Here is a 16,217-nt window from a genome sequence, read left to right on the forward strand (position 1 = left end):
GCTGCCGATCGGCGGCGCATCGCGATCCGCGGCGGCTCAGCCGGAGGCTGGACCGTGCTGTGCGCGCTCGTGCGGGGCGGAGCCTTCAGCGCCGGCATCAGCCGCTACGGGATCGGCGATCTGCGCACGCTCGCCGAGGACACGCACGACTTCGAGAAGCACTACCTGGGCGGGCTGGTCGGCCCGCTGCCGGACGCCGAAGAGGTCTACATCGACCGCTCACCGCTCACGCATGCCGACCGGATCGACGTGCCCGTGCTGCTGATGCAGGGCGCCGACGACCTCGTCGTGCCGCCGTCGCAGTCCGAGGCGATCAGCGAGGCGCTGGCGTCGCGCGGCATCCCGCACGAGTACGCGCTCTACCCGGGCGAGGGGCACGGCTTCCGCAAGGCGGAGACCATCGTCGACTCGCTGGAACGGGAGCTGACGTTCCTCGGGCGGGTGTTCGGGTTCGAACCGCAACTCTGAGCTCGCCGGGTTCGTGAGCCCGCCGAAGGGCGACTACTCGCCGACGCGGTTGCGGCTGCGCATCGCGCGCTCGGCCTCGCGGGTGTCCTGACGCTCGCGCAGGGTCTGCCGCTTGTCGTACTCGCGCTTTCCCTTCGCGAGGGCGATCTCGACCTTCGCGCGCCCGTCGGCGAAGTACAGCTTCAACGGCACCAGCGTGTAGCCGCCCGCGGAGACCGCGTGGGAGAGCTTCGCGATCTCCTCGCGGTGCAACAGGAGCTTGCGGATGCGCTTCGCCGAGTGGTTCGTCCAGTGCCCCTGCGAGTACTCCGGGATGTGCACGGAGTCGAGGAACACCTCGTTGCCCTTGATGAACGCGTACCCGTCGCTCAGGTTGGCGCGCCCCTGGCGCAGCGATTTCACTTCGGTGCCCGTGAGCACCATCCCCGCCTCGTACGACTTCTCGATGTTGTAGTCGTGACGTGCGCGACGATTGGTCGCGACGACCTTCTCCCCGCGTTCCCTGGGCATGATGCTCTCCTGATCCGTGTCGTGCGGGCGCACGACAGCCTTTCAGTCTACAACGACGATGGCCTCAGGTGCGCAGCCAGCGGCGAATGGCGAAGCCGGCCGACAGCGCGGCGAGCACGATGCCGATGCCGATGAGGACGGGTACGACGAGCACCGCGTCCTGCATGGTCACCCAGGTGGTGATGAAGGGCACCCGGCCACGCAGGTAGCCGTCGACGCCGAAGTGCACTCCGGCGACGACGGCGACGCTGGCCAGCGCCGAGCCGAGGAAGGCCGCGAAGACGCCCTCCAGCACGAACGGGGTCTGGATGAAGCGATTGGATGCTCCGACCAGGCGCATGATCCCGATCTCCTTGCGCCGCGCGTAGGCGGAGAGCCGGATCGTCGTGGCGATCAGCAGGATCGCGGCGATCAGCATGAGCACGGCGATGCCGACGGCGATGTAGGTCGCGACGGTGAGCGCGGAGAAGAGCGGTTCGAGGTACTGCAGCTGGTCGGCCACCTGTTCCACGCCGGCGACGCCGTTGAAGGCCTCGACGAGAACCTGCGACTGACTCGGATCCTTCAGCGTCACGAAGAAGCTCTCGGACATCTGGTCGGCGGTGAAGACGCTCGCCTTCTCCGCGCCGATCTGCTCGACGATGTTGGCGTAGGCCTCGTCCTTGGTCTCGAAGCGCACCTCGGCGATGAGCGGCGCGAGTGCGTCGCCCTCGATCTGGCTGCGGACGATCTGCACCTGCTCCTCGGTGGCGGAACCGTTGAGGCACGTCGGCGACTCGGACACACCGGAGCACATGTACACAGCGACCTGGGCGCGCTCGGTCCAGTAGCCGCGCATGGTGCCGATCTGCGCCTGCATGAGGATCGCGGCGCCGACGAACGTCAGCGAGACGAACGTGACGAGCACGACGGAGATCACCATCGAGATGTTGCGACGGAGGCCGCCGAGGGCCTCCGTGAGGATCAGACCGAATCTCATGTGGTCGGACCCACTTCCTCGTCATCGTCGTCGGAGAGCCCGAGGCGGTCGGCGACGCCGAGTTCGGCGACGTCGACCTGCGGCAGCACGATCGGATGCGTGCGGGGTCCCACGGGGGCGGCCTGCGCGGCGGCGCTCTGTTCAGCCTGTACGTCGGACTGCGGTGCCTCCGACGGCTTCGCGGGCTCGGGAATGCGCTCGGGCACCGGGCCGGATGCCGCTGCGCGGCGTTGGGCGTTCAGCTCCTCGGCGAGGGCTGCGCGCACCACCGAGAGATCGGCGGTCTGGCGCTGCACCTCCTGCACGGCGGTGAGGGCTGCGACGGCTGCAGCACCACGCACTTCCTCCGGCACCAGGCGCGGGATGTTCGATGTGTCGCCGTAACCGCCGTGCACCTCGTCGCGCACCATCTCGCCGTCCCGCAGCTCGATCACGCGCCGCTGCATCTGGTCGACGAAGCCGGCCTCGTGCGTCGCCATCAGCACGGTCGTGCCCCCGGCGTTGATGCGCGCGAGCAGCTGCATGATGTCCACAGACGTGGCGGGGTCGAGGTTGCCGGTGGGCTCATCGGCCAGCAGCACCTGCGGGCGGTTCACGAGCGCTCGTGCGATGGCGACGCGCTGCTGCTCGCCGCCGGAGAGCTCATGCGGCATCCGCTTCTGCTTGCCGTCGAGACCGACGAGCGCGAGCGCCTCGGGCACCGCCTGCTGGATGAAGCCGCGCGAGGATCCGGTCACCTGGAGCGTGAAGGCGACGTTCTGGTACACGGTCTTGGACGGCAGCAGACGGAAGTCCTGGAACACCGCGCCGATGTGCCGGCGGAAGTACGGCACCTTGCGGTTCGCGAGCGAGCGCAGATCGCGCCCGAGCACGGCGACTCGGCCGGTTGACGGGATCTCTTCACGGAGGATCAACCTGAGGCAGGTCGACTTGCCGGACCCCGAGGCGCCGACGAGGAAGAGGAACTCTCCCCGCTGGACTTCGAACTCGACACCGGAGAGCGCGGGCCTGGCGGTCCCGCGATAGCGTTTCGTGACATTCTCGAACCGAATCATGGCGGTACGAGCCTAAGCGCGCCTCTTCCGGTGATGGCGAGCGACACCCCGCGACGTCACCAGTCACTGCTATATATGAGGGAGCCGATTCGCGCGTTCCGCGCCGGCGGACGATTTCGAGGGGGACCCCAAATGACGACACCTGCAGGATGGTACGACGACGGCTCCGGGCGGCAGCGCTGGTGGGACGGACAGCAGTGGACCGAGCACTTCGCTCCCGAGGTGGCGTCCGCGCCCGAAACGCCAGCGGAGGCGGTGGAGGATTCCCTCGATGACACCGTGATCCGCCCGTCGAGCGAGGCATCCTCTCCGGCGACGTCAGAGGCCGACGCGCAGTCCGCCGCGGCGTTCGCCGCACCCGGCGAGACCGCTGCGACCACCCCGATCAGCGACGGCGACCTCCCGCCGTATGCGCCGGAAGCCCCCTACTCCGGAACCGCCCCCGCCGCGGCCCCCGGTTACCAGACCGGTGCCCCCGACTACGCTGCTCCCGCCTACCCGGCGGCCGCGCCGTCGTACCCGGGCGCTGCTCCCTCCTACCCCGGTGCGGCGCCGACCGGTGCTGCCGGTGGGTATCCGGCGGCGGATGAGGGGCCCAAGAAGCCCTCGGTTCTCGGGATCGTCGGATTGGGACTCGCCGTTCTCGGCACGATCCTCGTCTTCATCCCGGTGATCGGCGTGTTCGGCTTCGTGCTGCTGGGCGTCGGGTTCGTGCTCTCGATCGTGTCGCTGTTCCTCAAGGGCAAGAAGTGGCCGGGGATCGCCGGCCTCTCGCTCGCCGTCGTCGGCACGATCATCGGCATCGTGATGTCGTTCGTCTACCTGTTCGCCTTCGCCGAAGGCGTGCAGAGCGAGATGGACGATTTCCCGACCTCCATCCCGTCGGAGTCCGCGCCGCAGCCGGAGGAGACCGAGGGCACCACCGACGACACCTCGACCGGTCGACCGACCGTCGAGGAGGTCGAGGTCGGCCTCACCGAGATCCTCAGTACGCTCGGCCAGGCCGATCTCTACACGCCCGAGCAGGTCACGTGCCTCGGCGAGGCATTCGTCGCATCCGACATCGACGACGACACCCTGCGCGTCATCGCGAGCGGCGAAGAGATGCTCAGCGATCCCGACGCGGCGACGGCCTTCACAGACGTGTTCACCGATTCGGGCGTGACCTGCCTGATGCAGTGATCTCCGTCTGAATGGCGAAGGCCCGGGAGCGAATCGCTCCCGGGCCTTCTGCACGAATCTGAGGTCAGTCCTCGACCTTGCGCTTGCGCCAGCGGATGCCGGCCGAGATGAAGCCGTCGAGGTCGCCGTCGAACACGGCGGCCGGGTTGCCGGATTCGTGGCCGGTGCGGAGGTCCTTGACGAGTTGCTGCCCGTAGAGGAAGTAGGAGCGCATCTGGTCGCCCCAGCTCGCCGTGATGTTTCCGGCGAGTTCCTTCTTCTTCGCTGCTTCGTCGGCCTTCTGCAGCAGCAGCAGGCGGGTCTGCAGCACGCGCATCGCCGCAGCACGGTTCTGGATCTGCGACTTCTCGTTCTGCATCGAGACGACGATGCCGGTCGGCAGGTGGGTCAGGCGCACGGCGGAGTCGGTGGTGTTGACCGACTGGCCGCCGGGACCCGAGGAGCGGAAGACGTCGACGCGGATGTCGCCCTCGGGGATCTCGACCGCGGTGGCCTCCTCCATGAGCGGGATGACCTCGACCGCGGCGAAGCTGGTCTGACGCTTGTCGGCGGAGCCGAACGGGCTGATACGGGCGAGGCGGTGGGTGCCGGCCTCGACCGAAAGCGTCCCGAACGCGTAGGGGGCGTCGATCTCGAACGTGGCCGACTTGATTCCGGCGCCCTCCGCGTAGGAGGTGTCCATGACCTTGACCGGGTACTTGTGCTGCTCCGCCCAGCGCAGGTACATGCGCATGAGCATCTCGGCGAAGTCGGTGGCGTCGTCGCCGCCGGCGCCGGAGCGGATCGTGATGATGGCGGCACGATCGTCGTACTCGCCGCCGAGCAGGGTCTGCACCTCGAGCTGGTTGATCAGCTCGGTGAGGGCGGTGAGCTCGGCGCGCGCCTCCTGCGCCGATTCCTCGTCGCCCATCTCGTTGGCGAGGCCGACGAGGACTTCGAGGTCGTCGAGTCGCCCGGCGATCCCCTCGATGCGGGCGAGCTCCGACTGGCGGTGACTCAGGGCGCTGGTCACCTTCTGGGCGCGCTCGGTGTCGTCCCAGAGGTCCGGAGCACCGGCTTCCTCGTTGAGACGGGCGATTTCAGTGCGGAGCGCTTCGACATCGACGACCTCGCGAATATCACCGAAGGTGAGTCGCAGGGCCTGGATGTCGGCGGAGAGATCGAGTTCGAGCATGGCACTTCAGCCTAACGTGCCGCGTGTTCGCGCGGGGACGGATCGGCTCGGGCAGCCCACCGCACCCGCGAGGGTAACGTGAAAGGCGTGAGCAGTGCATCGAGGGTCCTGAGAGAGTTCGGGCCGATGGTGTACCTGCCGACCATCCTCTTCTCGCTCGGCGAGGGCGCGGTGATCCCGCTGATCCCGGTGATCGCGGTCAACATGGGCGCCGACGTCGCGTTCGCCGCCCTCATCACCTCGGCACTGGTGATCGGTCAGCTCTGCGGCAATCTGCCTGCCGGCTGGGCGGTGGCGCGGATCGGCGAACGCATGACGATGGTGATCGCCGGAGTGATCGCGATCATCGCCGGGGCGGGGATGGTGTTCGCGCCGTCGCTCGGTGTGCTCGCCGCATCCGTGTTCCTGCTCGGGTTGTGCGCCTCTGCCTTCGGGCTCGCCAGGCACGCTTTCATGACCACCCGGGTGCCGCTCGCCGTGCGGGCGCGGGCGCTGTCGATGCTCGGCGGCAGTTTCCGTCTCGGCATGTTCATCGGCCCCTTCATCGCGGCGGTCCTCCTGCAGCTCTTCGGGAGCGAGATCGCGGCGATCTGGTTCTTCCTCGCGTGCCTCGTCGTGATGGTGCTGCTCGTTCTGTTCGGGCCGGATCCGGAGAACGCGACACGTCCAGCGCGGCCCACGACGCCGCTTCATCTCGCGGAGGATTCGGGCGAAGCGGTGAGCGGCTCGATCCCGACGATCGAGCGCACCGGCATCTTCCGCACGATGTGGGAGCAGCGGGGCGTGCTCGGCCGACTGGGACTCGCTGCCGCGACGCTCTCGGCGGTGCGTTCGGCCCGCCAGGTGGTGCTGCCGTTGTGGGGTCTGTCGCTGGGACTGGATGCGTCGACGATCGCGCTGGTCGTCGGAGTCTCCGGCGCGATCGACTTCGCCTTGTTCTATGCGAGCGGTCAGGTGATGGACCGGTTCGGCAGGCTGTGGGCGGCGATGCCGGCGATGCTCGTGATGGGACTCGGCTTCCTCGCGCTGGCATTCACGCACGACGGAGACTCTGCGGCGCTGTGGTTCGGGATGCTGGCCGCGGTGCTCGGTGTCGGCAACGGCCTCTCCAGCGGCATCCTGCTCACCCTCGGCGCCGACGTGGCACCGAAGCGGGAGCCGGCGGCATTCCTCGGGTCCTGGCGGACGCTGACGGATGCCGGTGGCGCGATCGCCCCGCTTCTGGTGTCCGGGATCACCGCGGTCGCATCCCTTTCGATCGCCGCTGGGGTCATGGGCGCGATCGGTCTCGTCGGCGCAGCCGGGTTCCTGCGGTGGATTCCGCGGTTCGTGCCGCGAGCGGAACGGACCGACCCGGAAGGGACAGCGGAGTGAGCGACGTCCTGGCGGCCAGCATGTCGACCCTGGTCCGGGATTTCACGCCCCGTGATGCCGTCGAGCAGGCAGCCCAGGAAGACTTCGCGTCGTTCTTCGTGCACGGCGATTCGCCGATGTCGCGGACCTCCGGCCCCGACCACGCCACGGCGTCGTGCGTCGTGTTCGATCCGGCGCTGCGTCAAACGCTGCTCGTCTTCCACGGGAAGGGCCGGTTCTGGGTGCAGCCGGGCGGGCATCTCGAGGAGGGCGACGAATCGATCGCAGCGGGGGCTCTGCGCGAACTCCACGAGGAGACCGGCATCCGGCTCGATGCGGTCGCCGACGCCTCCCTCGCCTATGACCTCGACCACCACTCCCTCTCATCGAGTTTCGGCCGCTGTGCCTCGCACCTCGATGTCGGGATCGCGGTGATCGTCGATCGGGATGCCGAGATCACCGTCAGCGACGAGTCGGAGGATGTGCGCTGGTGGCCGGTCGATGCCCTGCCGGTGGAACTCGCGGGCGGAGTGCAGCGCCGCATCCAGGCACTCCTGGCCCGGATGCACGACCGCGGCTGAAACAGGTTGCGCCTCACTGCAGAGCGGTGCGGCTCGTCGCGCTGGCCTCCAGTTGCATGCCGCCGGGGACGAACGGTGAGAACAACGGCGGATACCAGTCTGCCGTGAGCGTGACGTGCGCCGAGACGCCATCCGGCGAGGTCGCTTCGACGAGGGTCGCATCGCCCGGGAGCGCGGTGAGGAGGGCGGCGGCCTGTTCGTGCACGCCTTCATCGCTCAGCTCCGCTGCGACGCTCTCCCCCGAGACGACGAGCGTGAAGCCGTCCGCTCCGGCGAGCGCCGCAGAATCGGCGAGGGCGTCCAGACGCTTCTGCGCGATGTACAGGTCGGTGGCGCACACGCAGACGAAGAGCACGGCAAGCGCCAGCAGCACGTAGCCGAGGGTGAGCAGCAGGATGCTGCCTTCGTCGTCATCGCGTGCACCGTCGATCATCCCTCACCCCACAGTCGTGAGACCTTCTGCACTGCTGATGCCTCCAGGGGGACGGTGGCCATCCGGTCGAGCCCGAACAGCGGTGGGACGAGCGGCAGACTCGCCGAGGTCCTCACGGTGACGATCATCGTGGCTCCTGCCGACGGGCACGCAGCCCGAGCCGGGGTGCAGGATATCGATACCTGCACGGCATCCGCGTCGAGGCCGTATTCATCGATGACGCCGGCCAGGACCGCATCGCTGCGGGCCGCGGCAGTCTCGGCATCCGGCGCCTGGGAGATCACGCGGGCCGTGTGCCGCGCTGCGGCCTCCGCCCCGAGCGTCTGCTCCTGGATCACGCCGAGGGCGAGCACGAGGTACACGAGCGGCACGAGCAGGATCACCCCGACGGTGATGAACTCGAGCGCGGCGGAACCGTCGTCATTCCTCACCCAGCGATTCCATCGGCGCATGCGCCTCCACCTCCAGCCCGTACGGGATACCCAGAAGCCCGATGACCGGGAGGGTGGTGCGCACGCGGATCTCGACGACGGTGTGGCCGAACTCCTGGGTCGTGCCGACGGCGACGTCACCGGCGTAATCGGCGCCGACGGCACGCGTGATCGCCAGACGCGTCCGATCGGCGCCCTCTTCGAGTCCGGTGTCGGCGAGAGCGGCGTGGTATGCGCCTTCGACGGCAGCATCGTGCACGACGTTTCGCACATAGACGGCGAGCGCGAGCTGCAGCACGGCGAGGGTGAGCACGGTGAGGAGCGTGCCGACGAGCACGAACTCCACCGGACTCGATCCGCGCTCGTCCGAGATCCCGCCCCGCACCGCCCGCATGTCAGAGTCCGGACACCCGCTGGATCGCCTGCTCGAACAGTGCGGTCAGTGCGGGTCCGGCGACGGCCCAGATGAGCACCACGAGGCCTGCGGTCATGAGCGTGACCAGCACCCAGCCGGGCACGTCGCCGGAATCGTCGTCGGCGAGCGCGCGGGCGTGGTCGACCGCGTCAGCCCACCGGTGTCGGAGTCTTGTCATGAGGGGTCCTTTCGTCGGCGACTCAGCCGATTCCGAGTCGCAGGATGAACAAGCCGGGATAGACGGCGAAGAGCACCGAGAGCGGAAGGATCAGGAAGACCAGCGGGAGGAGCATCAGGATCTCCTTGCGCCCCGCCTGCTCGATCAGCACCCGTTTGGCGTCTTCCCTGGCATCTCCCGCCTGCGCGTGCAGCACGCCAGACAGCGGGGCTCCGTGCTCGAGGGCCGCGACGATCTGGTCGACGGCGCGGGAGAGACCAGGCAGCTGCAGGCGCGCCGCCATCTCGGACAGCGCGTCGGCGAGCGGGGAACCCGTGTTCACCGCCAGCACCACTTGGCGCAGCTCCCCCGTCAGCTCACCGGAGCCGACGGCCGAGACGCGGCGCAGCGCGTCGAGAAGGCCCTCCCCGGCGGACAGGCAGAGCGCGAGGAACTCCAGCGTGGTCGGCAGTTCATCGGTGAGTCTCGCCCGCCGCGCCCTGGCACGGCTCGCGAGCTGGGTGTCGTACACGACGGCAGCGACGGCCCCGGTGATCAGCGGCAGCAGCACGACCGGCGCGGTCATCCGCCCGGCGAGGACGAGAGCGATCACGAGTACTGCGCCGGCGCCGATGCCCACCAGCGCCCAGGCCAGCTGCCGCCCTCGGAACGTCGTCGGATCGGTGCGCAGCCCCGCCTGCGCCAGGCGCTGCCGAAGGACGTCTCCCCCGCCGAGCATCCGCTCGAACATGTCCTGCAGGCGCCGCCACAGTGTTCCCGTCGCCGCGGGGAGAACTCCGGCGCGGGGCAACACTCCGGACGGGAGTGCCTCGTCGGCGACGACGTCTCGTACATACGGCGCGATGCGCACGCTCAACGACGCCGCCCGCCACCGCGGCAGGGCCGCGAGCGCGGTGAGGAGTCCCGCAGCAAGCGTGCCGCCGAGAAGGACGGAGAGGGCGAGGTCCGAGAGTGCACTCATCCGAACCACCGCCGCGGTTCCGGCAGGCGTCCGACGCGAAGCATGATCCGGAAGGCGATCACCGAGACGGCAGCACCCGCGCAGATCACGATGACCCCCTCCGGGCTGCCGTACGCGGACGCGCCCTCGGGACGCATCACCAGCAGTCCCAGGATGATCCACGGTGCCACCGCGCCGAGCACGGCCGCTCCGCGAATCCAGGACTGCCGCGCCTCGACCTCGCCGCGGAGTGCCGCATCCGCCCGCACCGATGACGAGAGCGCTCGGAGGACGCCGGTGAGTTCCGTGCCGCCGACCTGTCTCGCCATGCGCAATGTCTCGATGATGCGATCCGCGATCGGATCGGCCAGCGATGTCTTCAAGCGATCGAGGCTGCTCTCGAATCGCCCGGTGGCACGCAGGTCGCGCGCGAAAACGGCGAAGGCGGGGCGCAGCATTCCGGGTGCGGACTCCGCCAGGCTCGCGACCGCGTCGGGCAGCGACAACCCCACCCGGATCGAGGCGATGAGCAGGTCGCAGACGTCGGGCCAGAGTTGGCGACGCGCCTTGCGGAGCCGGAGCCGCCGTGCACGCAGGAACATGATCGGCGCCAGTCCCCCGACGATCGCAGCGAGGACGGCGAGCACGAGCAGACCCGTCAGGAGCCAGATGACGGATGCCGCTGCGAGTCCGACAGCGAGGATCACCGCGACCACGACGCGCTGCTCGACGGCGCCGTAGCCGGCTTCCTCGAGAAGGCGCGTGAGTCTGCTGCGTCTCGGAGCTCGTTCCTCGCGCGGCCGCTGCGGCCAGAGCCACGGCGACAGGCACAGGAGAATGCCGGCGGCGAGCAGCGCGCCGAGCAGGACCGTCATGGTCGTGCCTCTTCGGGACGCCACGCTCCCATGGCACCACGTGAGCGTTCGGCGCTTCGCGTGCCGGAGATCTGCGGCGAGCCGTCCACTCCCGCGCGGTAGACGGTCCTGGTGATGATCCGTCCTTCCACGATCTCGCCCGTCGGCGCGACGACCTCCTGCACCCGGCGCACCCCGGCCGCATCCCTGACGCAGTGCACCACGAGGTCGACGGCAGAGGCGAGCGCCGGCGCGATGAACGCACGGTCGATGTTGCGTCCGGCGAGCAGCGGGAGGATGGTGAGCTTGTCCATCGCCTCGGTCGCGGAGTTCGCGTGCACCGTGGCGGCGCCGGGGACTCCGGTGTTGAGGGCGAGCACGAGGTCGAGCGCCTCGGCGTCGCGCACCTCGCCAACGACCAGCCGGTCCGGCCGCATCCGCAGCGCCTCCTTGACCAGCCGCCTGAGGGTGATCTCGCCGTTGCCCTCGAGGCTGGCCTGGCGCCCCTGGAGAGCGACCAGATCGGGTCCGTCGACGGCGAGTTCGAAGGTCTCCTCCACGGTGATGATCCGCTGCACGTCGGAACACGAGGCGAGCAGCGCCCCGAGCAGCGTCGTCTTGCCGGTATGGGTGGCTCCCGACACGATGACGCTCTGCCCGGCGCGCATCGCGTGGCGCAGCTGCTCGGCGACGGGCGGCGGAAGGGCACCCTGTTGCGTCAGCGCCTCCAGGGACCGGTAGCGGGGCAGGAACTTGCGGATGTTCACCGCCCATGAGCCGCGTACGACGTCGGCGATGGCGACGTGCAACCGCGATCCGTCGGGCAGGGAGGCATCGACGAACGGCTGGCTGATGTCGACCCGACGCCCGGTGGACTGCAGCATCCGCTCGACCAGGTCGCGCACCACCGCATCCGTCAGGCGCAGCCCGAGACGCTCCGACACTCCCCCGCGGGCGACGTAGACCCGGTCGGGCCCGTTCAGCCAGATCTCCTCGATCTCGGGATCATCGAGGAGCGGCTGCAGCGCCCCGAACCCGCTGACGGCGGCGAGCACGTCGCGCACGCACTCGCCCTCGTCGTCGATCATCGCGCCGCCGCGCGACAGGGCGAGGTCGTTGTGCCGTCGTACCTCGGCCTGCGCCACCCGCCGAGCGGCGTCCGGTTCGACCGAGGGATCGAGCCCTTCGGCGCGCAGGCGCAGCCGTACGCGCTCGGCGACCAGGAGGGACGGATGACTCATCCGAGCATCCTTGCAAGAATCCGTCCGGCGCCTCGAAAGTTATCCACAGGTGAATTTCGGCGCCGTCGATGCCTCGGCACATCACTCGGCAGAAAACAAGGCCCGAGACGGGAGAGGTGACGCGGTGTTCGAGTGGGCACAGCGGCGGTCCGGATCGCCGCACCCCTTGAATCCACGTCCGATGAGAGAAGCAGAGATGACTGACACCTCCCCCGCCATTCCCTCCGTGCCCGGTGAGCAGCCCACCGGCCCCGAGCCGACCGACCCGGGTCAGACACCCCCGGGCCCGGCAGTGCCGTCGCCGTCTCAACCGTCGCCGGCCTTCCCAGACGAGCCATCGCCGACGCACCCCGAAGAGCCGTTGGCTCCGACGCCGGATGAGCCCCTCGCGCCGCACCCGGACGAGCCCCTCGCTCCGTACCCGGACGAACCCCTTGCTCCGCGCCCCGAAGAGCCGCTCATCCCCGGTTCCACCGGCTTGGCGTGAGACCCGTCGACGCGATCCACGCAGTCAAACGGGAACCGCTGGGCGCTCCGTTCGGAGCGCCCAGCGGTCGATAGACTGACTGCACCGCGCGGGAGTGGTGAAATCGGTAGACACGCAGGATTTAGGTTCCTGTGCCTTCGGGCGTGGGGGTTCGAGTCCCCCCTTCCGCACCGTCACCGAACGATGCCCGTGAGGCCGCGGCGTACCGCTCTCAGTCGTCGAGGTCGGTCGTGACGACCGACAGGTCGTCGGCGAGCGCGGCTTCGAACTCGCGGCCGTCGTCGTAGCGCACGGTCACCTCGTAGGCCACGCCCTGGTCGTCGGACGCGGAGATCGAGTCGACCGCACCGGAGCCGCCCGCAGCGGAGGATGCGGCAGCCGATGCGGCCTCGATGATCGCGTCGATCCGGTCGAGGTCGAGCACCGGCTCGCGCGTCGAGTCCGCGTCGCTGTCATAGGGCTCGGAGACCTCTCCACCCGTCGAGACGAAGACGTCGGCATCGGTGCCGCCGTCGAGCTGCACCTCGATCTCGTAGCCGCCGTGCTCGACGCCGATCGAGCTGATGCCGGTTCCGCCGGTGGCTTCGAGCGCGGCAGCTGCCGCATCGTTCAGCGCGGCGGCGTCTGACGGTGCGAAGGCACCTCCGGAGCCGCTCTGAGCGCCGTCACGGTCGCCCTCGGGGTTGTCATCGCCCGCCCTGCGGTCGTCGTCATCGCCGTCGTTCCGCTGATCGTCACCCACCTGCTGCGACGTGACCTCGTCAGGGTCGTCATCGCTGAGCTCCATGCCGACGGCGAGGCCGACACCGCCCACGAGCAGCAGCGCGATCCCCGCGCCCACTCCGATGAGCACGGGGCGCTTGATCCCCCGCTTCGGTGCGGCCGTCGAGGCCACGGGCTCTGCCGGGCGCGGCGCCTCGGCCTGGTCGATGCGGGTGGTCTCGTTCGTGGGCTGGTCCTGGTTCGTGGATTCGTTCTCGTTCATGCATCCAGCCTCTCGCGCGGGTACTGAAGCGCCGCTGAAGGATTCTGACACCGTCGTCAGGATCGGTCAGAGGTGGTCGCTCCGCGCGGGCAGCAGCAGCACGAACCGCGCACCGCCCGAGGGCCCTTCCTCCACGGCGACCGAGCCGCCGTGCGTGAGCGCGATCTCGCGCACGATCGCCAGCCCCAGGCCACTGCCGCCCTCGTCCCGCGCGCGCCCCTCGTCGAGCCGTGAGAAGCGCTCGAAGACGCGCTCGCGATGCTCGGGCGCGATTCCCGCTCCGTCGTCCTCCACCTCGACGCGCACCCACGGCGGATCCTCCCGCACGCGGAGGATCACCCCGGTGCGGGCGTGCCTGGCGGCATTGTCCGCGAGGTTCCGCAGGGCGCGGGCCAGCAGCACTTCGCTCCCGGTGACGCGCCCAGACGAGATGCCGCCGGCGTCGACCTGCACGCCGAGCCCTCGCAACCGGCGCACTTCGGCGAGCGCGAGATCGTCCAGGTCGACCGATGCCATCGCGCGGGGGGCACGGTGCTCGTCGAGTCGTGCCAGCAGCAGCAGCCCTTCGACGAGCTCCTGCATCCTCGCGCCCTCGTGGAGCACGATCTCGGAGAACTCCTCCTTCGAGGTCGACTCCGGGTACGCGGACACCAGTTCGGCATGCTGCCGGATCGTCGCGAGCGGCGAGCGCAGCTCGTGGGAGGCATCGCTCACGAACTGCCGCTGGGTCCGCTGCGCGTACTCGATCCGGTCGAGCATCCGGTTCATCGTGGCGGCGAGGCGATCCACTTCGTCCCCGGCGCCACTGCCTTCCAGTCGCTGATCGAGCCCCGCGGCGTCGATGTCGTCGACCTGGCTGCGCAGATGCTCGACGGGTCGCAGCGCCCTGCTGGCGACGCCCCAGACCACGAACCCGATCAGCACGACAGCCAGCGGCACGGCGACGGCCAGCAGACCGGTGGCCGCGGCGACGGCCTCATCGACGTGATCCACCGGCCGGGCGACGGTGAGCAGACCGGCTTCCGTCTCCTCGGACGCCGCGAGGTAGACGTCGTCGTCGATCACGACCCGCTCGGTCCGGTCCTCGGTGAGCTCGGGCAGTTGCGCCGCCTCGTCCTCGTTGACGTCGATACCGGAAGCGCCGGCGAGGCGGACGAGCAGATCGTCGCCGATGCCCTCGAGATCCGGTCGGCCCTGCTCCACCCGATCGCCGATCGTGTCCAGATCGCCGTCCAGCGCGACGGCGACGCCGCTCGTGAGGGAGTTGGCGAGAATCATGACGCCGGCGACAGAGCCGAGCCCCAGAGCGGCGCCGACGACGAGCACCGCGCCGACCGTCACGCGCGTGCGGATCGATCCGCGACGCCTCGGCCGCGCGCCCCTCCGCCACTCAGCCGCCATCGGCGGACAATCGGTATCCGGTGCCGCGCACGGTCTCGATCGCCCTGCGCCCGAACGGACGGTCCAGCTTGGATCGCAGGTGGCCGACGTAGACCTCGACGATGTTCGGGTCGGCGTCGAAGTCCTCGCCCCAGACGTTCGCGATCACCTCGCGCTTGGTGACGACGACCCCGCGTCTGCGCAGCAGGAAGTCGAGAACCGCGAACTCCCGCGCGGTGAGCGAGACCTCGCTGTCGCCTCGGAACACACGACGCGCTGCGGGATCGAGCCGGAGGTCTCCCGCCTCGAGCACGGCCGGCCGCTCGCGGACGCCGCGCCGCACGAGCGCACGGATCCTGGCGACGAGCACGGGATAGGAGAACGGCTTCGTCAGCCAGTCATCCCCGCCGGTGTCCAGTCCTTCGACCTCGTCCCATTCGCCGTCCTTCGCCGTGAGGAAGAGCACCGGTGTCCAGTCGCCCTCGGCCCGCAGCTCCTGGCACACCCGGTATCCGCTCATCCCCGGCATCATCACGTCGAGCACGATCGCGTCGTAGTCGCGCTCACCCGCCATCCGCAGGCCATCGGTGCCCGTGTGCACCACGTCGACCGACATCCCCTCGGCTTCCAGGCCCCGGCGGATGCCGTCGGCGAGACGCACTTCGTCGTCGACCAGGAGAATCCGCATCGTCCCAGTCTGGCCCGCCGACCTGAAGCGGGCCTGAAACGCCACCCCGGCGCCCCAGGATCCGATGATCGACCGCGGCTATACTGGCCCAGCACCGCCGACCGCCTCCTACGACGGGACCTCATGCATCACGCCGCCCTCATCCCCTGGCTCGACCCGCAGACGATCATCGAGGGCGCCGGCCCTTGGGCCCTGCTCGTCGTCTGCTTCATCGTCTTCGCAGAGACCGGCCTTCTGGTCGGATTCCTCCTGCCGGGTGACACGCTGCTGATCATCGCGGGCCTGCTCACGCACACGAACAACATCTTCGGCGTGAACATCTGGGTGGTGACCCTCCTGATCGCCCTCGCGGCGTTCGTCGGCGGGGAGGTCGGCTATCTGATCGGCCATAAGGGCGGGCCGGCGATCTTCGAACGCAAGGAATCCGGGCTCTTCAGCAAGAAGAACGTCGAGCGCACCAACGCGTTCTTCGAGCGGTTCGGCGGCATCACCGTCATCCTCGCCCGTTTCGTGCCGATCGTGCGCACCTTCGCCCCTGTCGCCGCGGGCGTCGGGCACATGCCGTGGCGCAAGTACACGCTCTACAACTTCATCGGCGCGATGCTCTGGGGCTTCGGCCTCACGATGGTCGGGTACCTCATCGCCTACATCCCGTGGGTGCGCGACCTGGTCGTCGAGTACATCGACGTGATCCTGCTGGTCGCCGTCGGCGGCACCGCCGTCGTCACCCTGTGGCACTACTTCGCCGAGCGCTACAAGGCCAAGAAGGCCGCAGCCGCCGGCGAGGACGTCGTCACGGATCCCGCCGAGGCCGAGGCGCTCGCGCTCGACCCCGAGGTCTTCGAACGGGCCCCCGACCTCGACGGCGACGGCAAGCACTGAC

20 protein-coding genes and 1 tRNA gene are annotated in these 16,217 nt (G+C 69.4%); 7 read left to right on the top strand and 14 right to left on the bottom strand.

Annotated elements, in window-relative coordinates; all coding sequences use genetic code 11:
• A partial coding sequence (locus CUR96_RS18780; protein ID WP_245861169.1) for an alpha/beta hydrolase family protein occupies positions 1-468 on the top strand: 468 nt, incomplete at its 5' end.
• A gap of 33 nt (positions 469-501) precedes the next feature.
• Here the strand turns inward: CUR96_RS18780 and smpB are convergent.
• The 3 genes from smpB to ftsE form a co-directional block, all read right to left on the bottom strand.
• Positions 502-978, bottom strand: coding sequence for an SsrA-binding protein SmpB (smpB, locus tag CUR96_RS09745; RefSeq protein ID WP_102193196.1), 477 nt, complete (start codon positions 976-978; stop codon positions 502-504).
• Between the two features lie 64 nt (positions 979-1,042).
• On the bottom strand, positions 1,043-1,957 hold the full coding sequence (gene ftsX, locus CUR96_RS09750; RefSeq protein ID WP_102193119.1) for a permease-like cell division protein FtsX: 915 nt from the start codon (positions 1,955-1,957) through the stop codon (positions 1,043-1,045).
• Positions 1,954-3,012 (bottom strand): cell division ATP-binding protein FtsE, encoded by a 1,059-nt coding sequence (gene ftsE / locus CUR96_RS09755; protein WP_102193120.1) that lies wholly within the window; start codon positions 3,010-3,012, stop codon positions 1,954-1,956. The genes ftsX and ftsE overlap by 4 nt, the downstream gene beginning before the upstream one ends.
• 132 nt (positions 3,013-3,144) lie before the next feature.
• On the opposite strand from ftsE, the gene CUR96_RS09760 reads away from it, so the two are divergent.
• Positions 3,145-4,194, top strand: coding sequence for a DUF2510 domain-containing protein (locus tag CUR96_RS09760; protein ID WP_102193121.1), 1,050 nt, complete (start codon positions 3,145-3,147; stop codon positions 4,192-4,194).
• 64 nt (positions 4,195-4,258) lie between these two features.
• Here the strand turns inward: CUR96_RS09760 and prfB are convergent, their stop codons facing one another.
• On the bottom strand, positions 4,259-5,368 hold the full coding sequence (prfB, locus tag CUR96_RS09765) for a peptide chain release factor 2 (RefSeq protein ID WP_102193122.1): 1,110 nt from the start codon (positions 5,366-5,368) through the stop codon (positions 4,259-4,261).
• Positions 5,369-5,494: 126 nt separating this feature from the next.
• Between prfB and CUR96_RS09770 the strand changes: the two genes are divergently transcribed.
• Together CUR96_RS09770 and CUR96_RS09775 are read left to right on the top strand one after the other, a co-directional pair.
• The gene (locus CUR96_RS09770) at positions 5,495-6,742 is read left to right on the top strand and encodes an MFS transporter (protein ID WP_102193123.1); all 1,248 of its coding nucleotides are present in this window, start codon (positions 5,495-5,497) and stop codon (positions 6,740-6,742) included.
• A complete protein-coding gene (locus CUR96_RS09775; RefSeq protein WP_102193124.1) occupies positions 6,739-7,302 on the top strand; it encodes an NUDIX hydrolase in 564 nt (187 codons plus the stop codon). The genes CUR96_RS09770 and CUR96_RS09775 overlap by 4 nt, the downstream gene beginning before the upstream one ends.
• 13 nt (positions 7,303-7,315) lie before the next feature.
• Here the strand turns inward: CUR96_RS09775 and CUR96_RS09780 are convergent, their stop codons facing one another.
• Genes CUR96_RS09780 through CUR96_RS09810 form a run of 7 tightly spaced genes read right to left on the bottom strand, consistent with a single transcriptional unit; the run spans position 7,316 to position 11,794 of the window.
• Positions 7,316-7,735: a pilus assembly protein TadG-related protein gene (locus CUR96_RS09780; protein ID WP_102193125.1), complete on the bottom strand. Its 420-nt coding sequence runs from the start codon at positions 7,733-7,735 to the stop codon at positions 7,316-7,318.
• Complete coding sequence (locus CUR96_RS09785; protein ID WP_348639572.1) at positions 7,732-8,166, bottom strand: TadE family protein; 435 nt, start codon at positions 8,164-8,166, stop codon at positions 7,732-7,734. The genes CUR96_RS09780 and CUR96_RS09785 overlap by 4 nt, the downstream gene beginning before the upstream one ends.
• The gene (locus tag CUR96_RS09790) at positions 8,156-8,560 is read right to left on the bottom strand and encodes a TadE/TadG family type IV pilus assembly protein (protein WP_102193127.1); all 405 of its coding nucleotides are present in this window, start codon (positions 8,558-8,560) and stop codon (positions 8,156-8,158) included. Before CUR96_RS09790 ends, CUR96_RS09785 begins: the two co-directional genes overlap by 11 nt.
• 1 nt (position 8,561) lies before the next feature.
• Complete coding sequence (locus CUR96_RS09795) at positions 8,562-8,759, bottom strand: hypothetical protein (protein WP_102193128.1); 198 nt, start codon at positions 8,757-8,759, stop codon at positions 8,562-8,564.
• 22 nt (positions 8,760-8,781) lie between these two features.
• Positions 8,782-9,720, bottom strand: coding sequence for a type II secretion system F family protein (locus CUR96_RS09800; RefSeq protein ID WP_102193129.1), 939 nt, complete (start codon positions 9,718-9,720; stop codon positions 8,782-8,784).
• On the bottom strand, positions 9,717-10,574 hold the full coding sequence (locus CUR96_RS09805; RefSeq protein ID WP_102193130.1) for a type II secretion system F family protein: 858 nt from the start codon (positions 10,572-10,574) through the stop codon (positions 9,717-9,719). Before CUR96_RS09805 ends, CUR96_RS09800 begins: the two co-directional genes overlap by 4 nt.
• Entirely contained in the window at positions 10,571-11,794 is a 1,224-nt protein-coding gene (locus tag CUR96_RS09810) for a CpaF family protein (protein WP_102193131.1), read from the bottom strand. The genes CUR96_RS09805 and CUR96_RS09810 overlap by 4 nt, the downstream gene beginning before the upstream one ends.
• Before the next feature lie 196 nt (positions 11,795-11,990).
• Here CUR96_RS09810 and CUR96_RS18485 point away from each other — a divergent pair, with 196 nt between their 5' ends.
• Positions 11,991-12,281, top strand: coding sequence for a hypothetical protein (locus CUR96_RS18485; RefSeq protein ID WP_146008142.1), 291 nt, complete (start codon positions 11,991-11,993; stop codon positions 12,279-12,281).
• 88 nt (positions 12,282-12,369) lie between these two features.
• Positions 12,370-12,451, top strand: a tRNA-Leu gene (locus CUR96_RS09815).
• A gap of 41 nt (positions 12,452-12,492) precedes the next feature.
• Here CUR96_RS09815 and CUR96_RS09820 read toward each other — a convergent pair.
• The 3 genes from CUR96_RS09820 to CUR96_RS09830 all read right to left on the bottom strand — a co-directional run bounded on the left by CUR96_RS09820 (position 12,493) and on the right by CUR96_RS09830 (position 15,334).
• Entirely contained in the window at positions 12,493-13,266 is a 774-nt protein-coding gene (locus CUR96_RS09820) for a hypothetical protein (protein WP_102193132.1), read from the bottom strand.
• Between the two features lie 66 nt (positions 13,267-13,332).
• Positions 13,333-14,607, bottom strand: coding sequence for a sensor histidine kinase (locus CUR96_RS09825; RefSeq protein ID WP_245861170.1), 1,275 nt, complete (start codon positions 14,605-14,607; stop codon positions 13,333-13,335).
• Between the two features lie 49 nt (positions 14,608-14,656).
• The gene (locus CUR96_RS09830; protein ID WP_102193134.1) at positions 14,657-15,334 is read right to left on the bottom strand and encodes a response regulator transcription factor; all 678 of its coding nucleotides are present in this window, start codon (positions 15,332-15,334) and stop codon (positions 14,657-14,659) included.
• A 123-nt stretch (positions 15,335-15,457) separates the two neighbouring features.
• Between CUR96_RS09830 and CUR96_RS09835 the strand changes: the two genes are divergently transcribed.
• On the top strand, positions 15,458-16,216 hold the full coding sequence (locus tag CUR96_RS09835) for a DedA family protein (protein WP_102193135.1): 759 nt from the start codon (positions 15,458-15,460) through the stop codon (positions 16,214-16,216).
• The last annotated feature ends 1 nt before the right edge of the window (position 16,217 follow it).

The organism is Microbacterium aurantiacum (genome assembly GCF_002872075.1).
Taxonomy (GTDB): Bacteria; Actinomycetota; Actinomycetes; order Actinomycetales; family Microbacteriaceae; genus Microbacterium; species Microbacterium aurantiacum_A.

Bases quoted from the DNA above. Each gene is read 5' to 3' on its own strand.
- CUR96_RS09830 (WP_102193134.1), bottom strand. From the start codon at position 15,334: ATGCGGATTCTCCTGGTCGACGACGAAGTGCGTCTCGCCGACGGCATC.
- CUR96_RS09795 (WP_102193128.1), bottom strand. From the start codon at position 8,759: ATGACAAGACTCCGACACCGGTGGGCTGACGCGGTCGACCACGCCCGC.
- CUR96_RS09790 (WP_102193127.1), bottom strand. From the start codon at position 8,560: ATGCGGGCGGTGCGGGGCGGGATCTCGGACGAGCGCGGATCGAGTCCG.
- CUR96_RS18485 (WP_146008142.1), top strand. From the start codon at position 11,991: ATGACTGACACCTCCCCCGCCATTCCCTCCGTGCCCGGTGAGCAGCCC.
- CUR96_RS09780 (WP_102193125.1), bottom strand. From the start codon at position 7,735: ATGATCGACGGTGCACGCGATGACGACGAAGGCAGCATCCTGCTGCTC.
- CUR96_RS09770 (WP_102193123.1), top strand. From the start codon at position 5,495: ATGGTGTACCTGCCGACCATCCTCTTCTCGCTCGGCGAGGGCGCGGTG.
- CUR96_RS09760 (WP_102193121.1), top strand. From the start codon at position 3,145: ATGACGACACCTGCAGGATGGTACGACGACGGCTCCGGGCGGCAGCGC.
- smpB (WP_102193196.1), bottom strand. From the start codon at position 978: ATGCCCAGGGAACGCGGGGAGAAGGTCGTCGCGACCAATCGTCGCGCA.
- CUR96_RS09835 (WP_102193135.1), top strand. From the start codon at position 15,458: ATGCATCACGCCGCCCTCATCCCCTGGCTCGACCCGCAGACGATCATC.
- ftsE (WP_102193120.1), bottom strand. From the start codon at position 3,012: ATGATTCGGTTCGAGAATGTCACGAAACGCTATCGCGGGACCGCCAGG.
- CUR96_RS09805 (WP_102193130.1), bottom strand. From the start codon at position 10,574: ATGACGGTCCTGCTCGGCGCGCTGCTCGCCGCCGGCATTCTCCTGTGC.
- ftsX (WP_102193119.1), bottom strand. From the start codon at position 1,957: ATGAGATTCGGTCTGATCCTCACGGAGGCCCTCGGCGGCCTCCGTCGC.
- CUR96_RS09810 (WP_102193131.1), bottom strand. From the start codon at position 11,794: ATGAGTCATCCGTCCCTCCTGGTCGCCGAGCGCGTACGGCTGCGCCTG.
- prfB (WP_102193122.1), bottom strand. From the start codon at position 5,368: ATGCTCGAACTCGATCTCTCCGCCGACATCCAGGCCCTGCGACTCACC.
- CUR96_RS09800 (WP_102193129.1), bottom strand. From the start codon at position 9,720: ATGAGTGCACTCTCGGACCTCGCCCTCTCCGTCCTTCTCGGCGGCACG.
- CUR96_RS09820 (WP_102193132.1), bottom strand. From the start codon at position 13,266: ATGAACGAGAACGAATCCACGAACCAGGACCAGCCCACGAACGAGACC.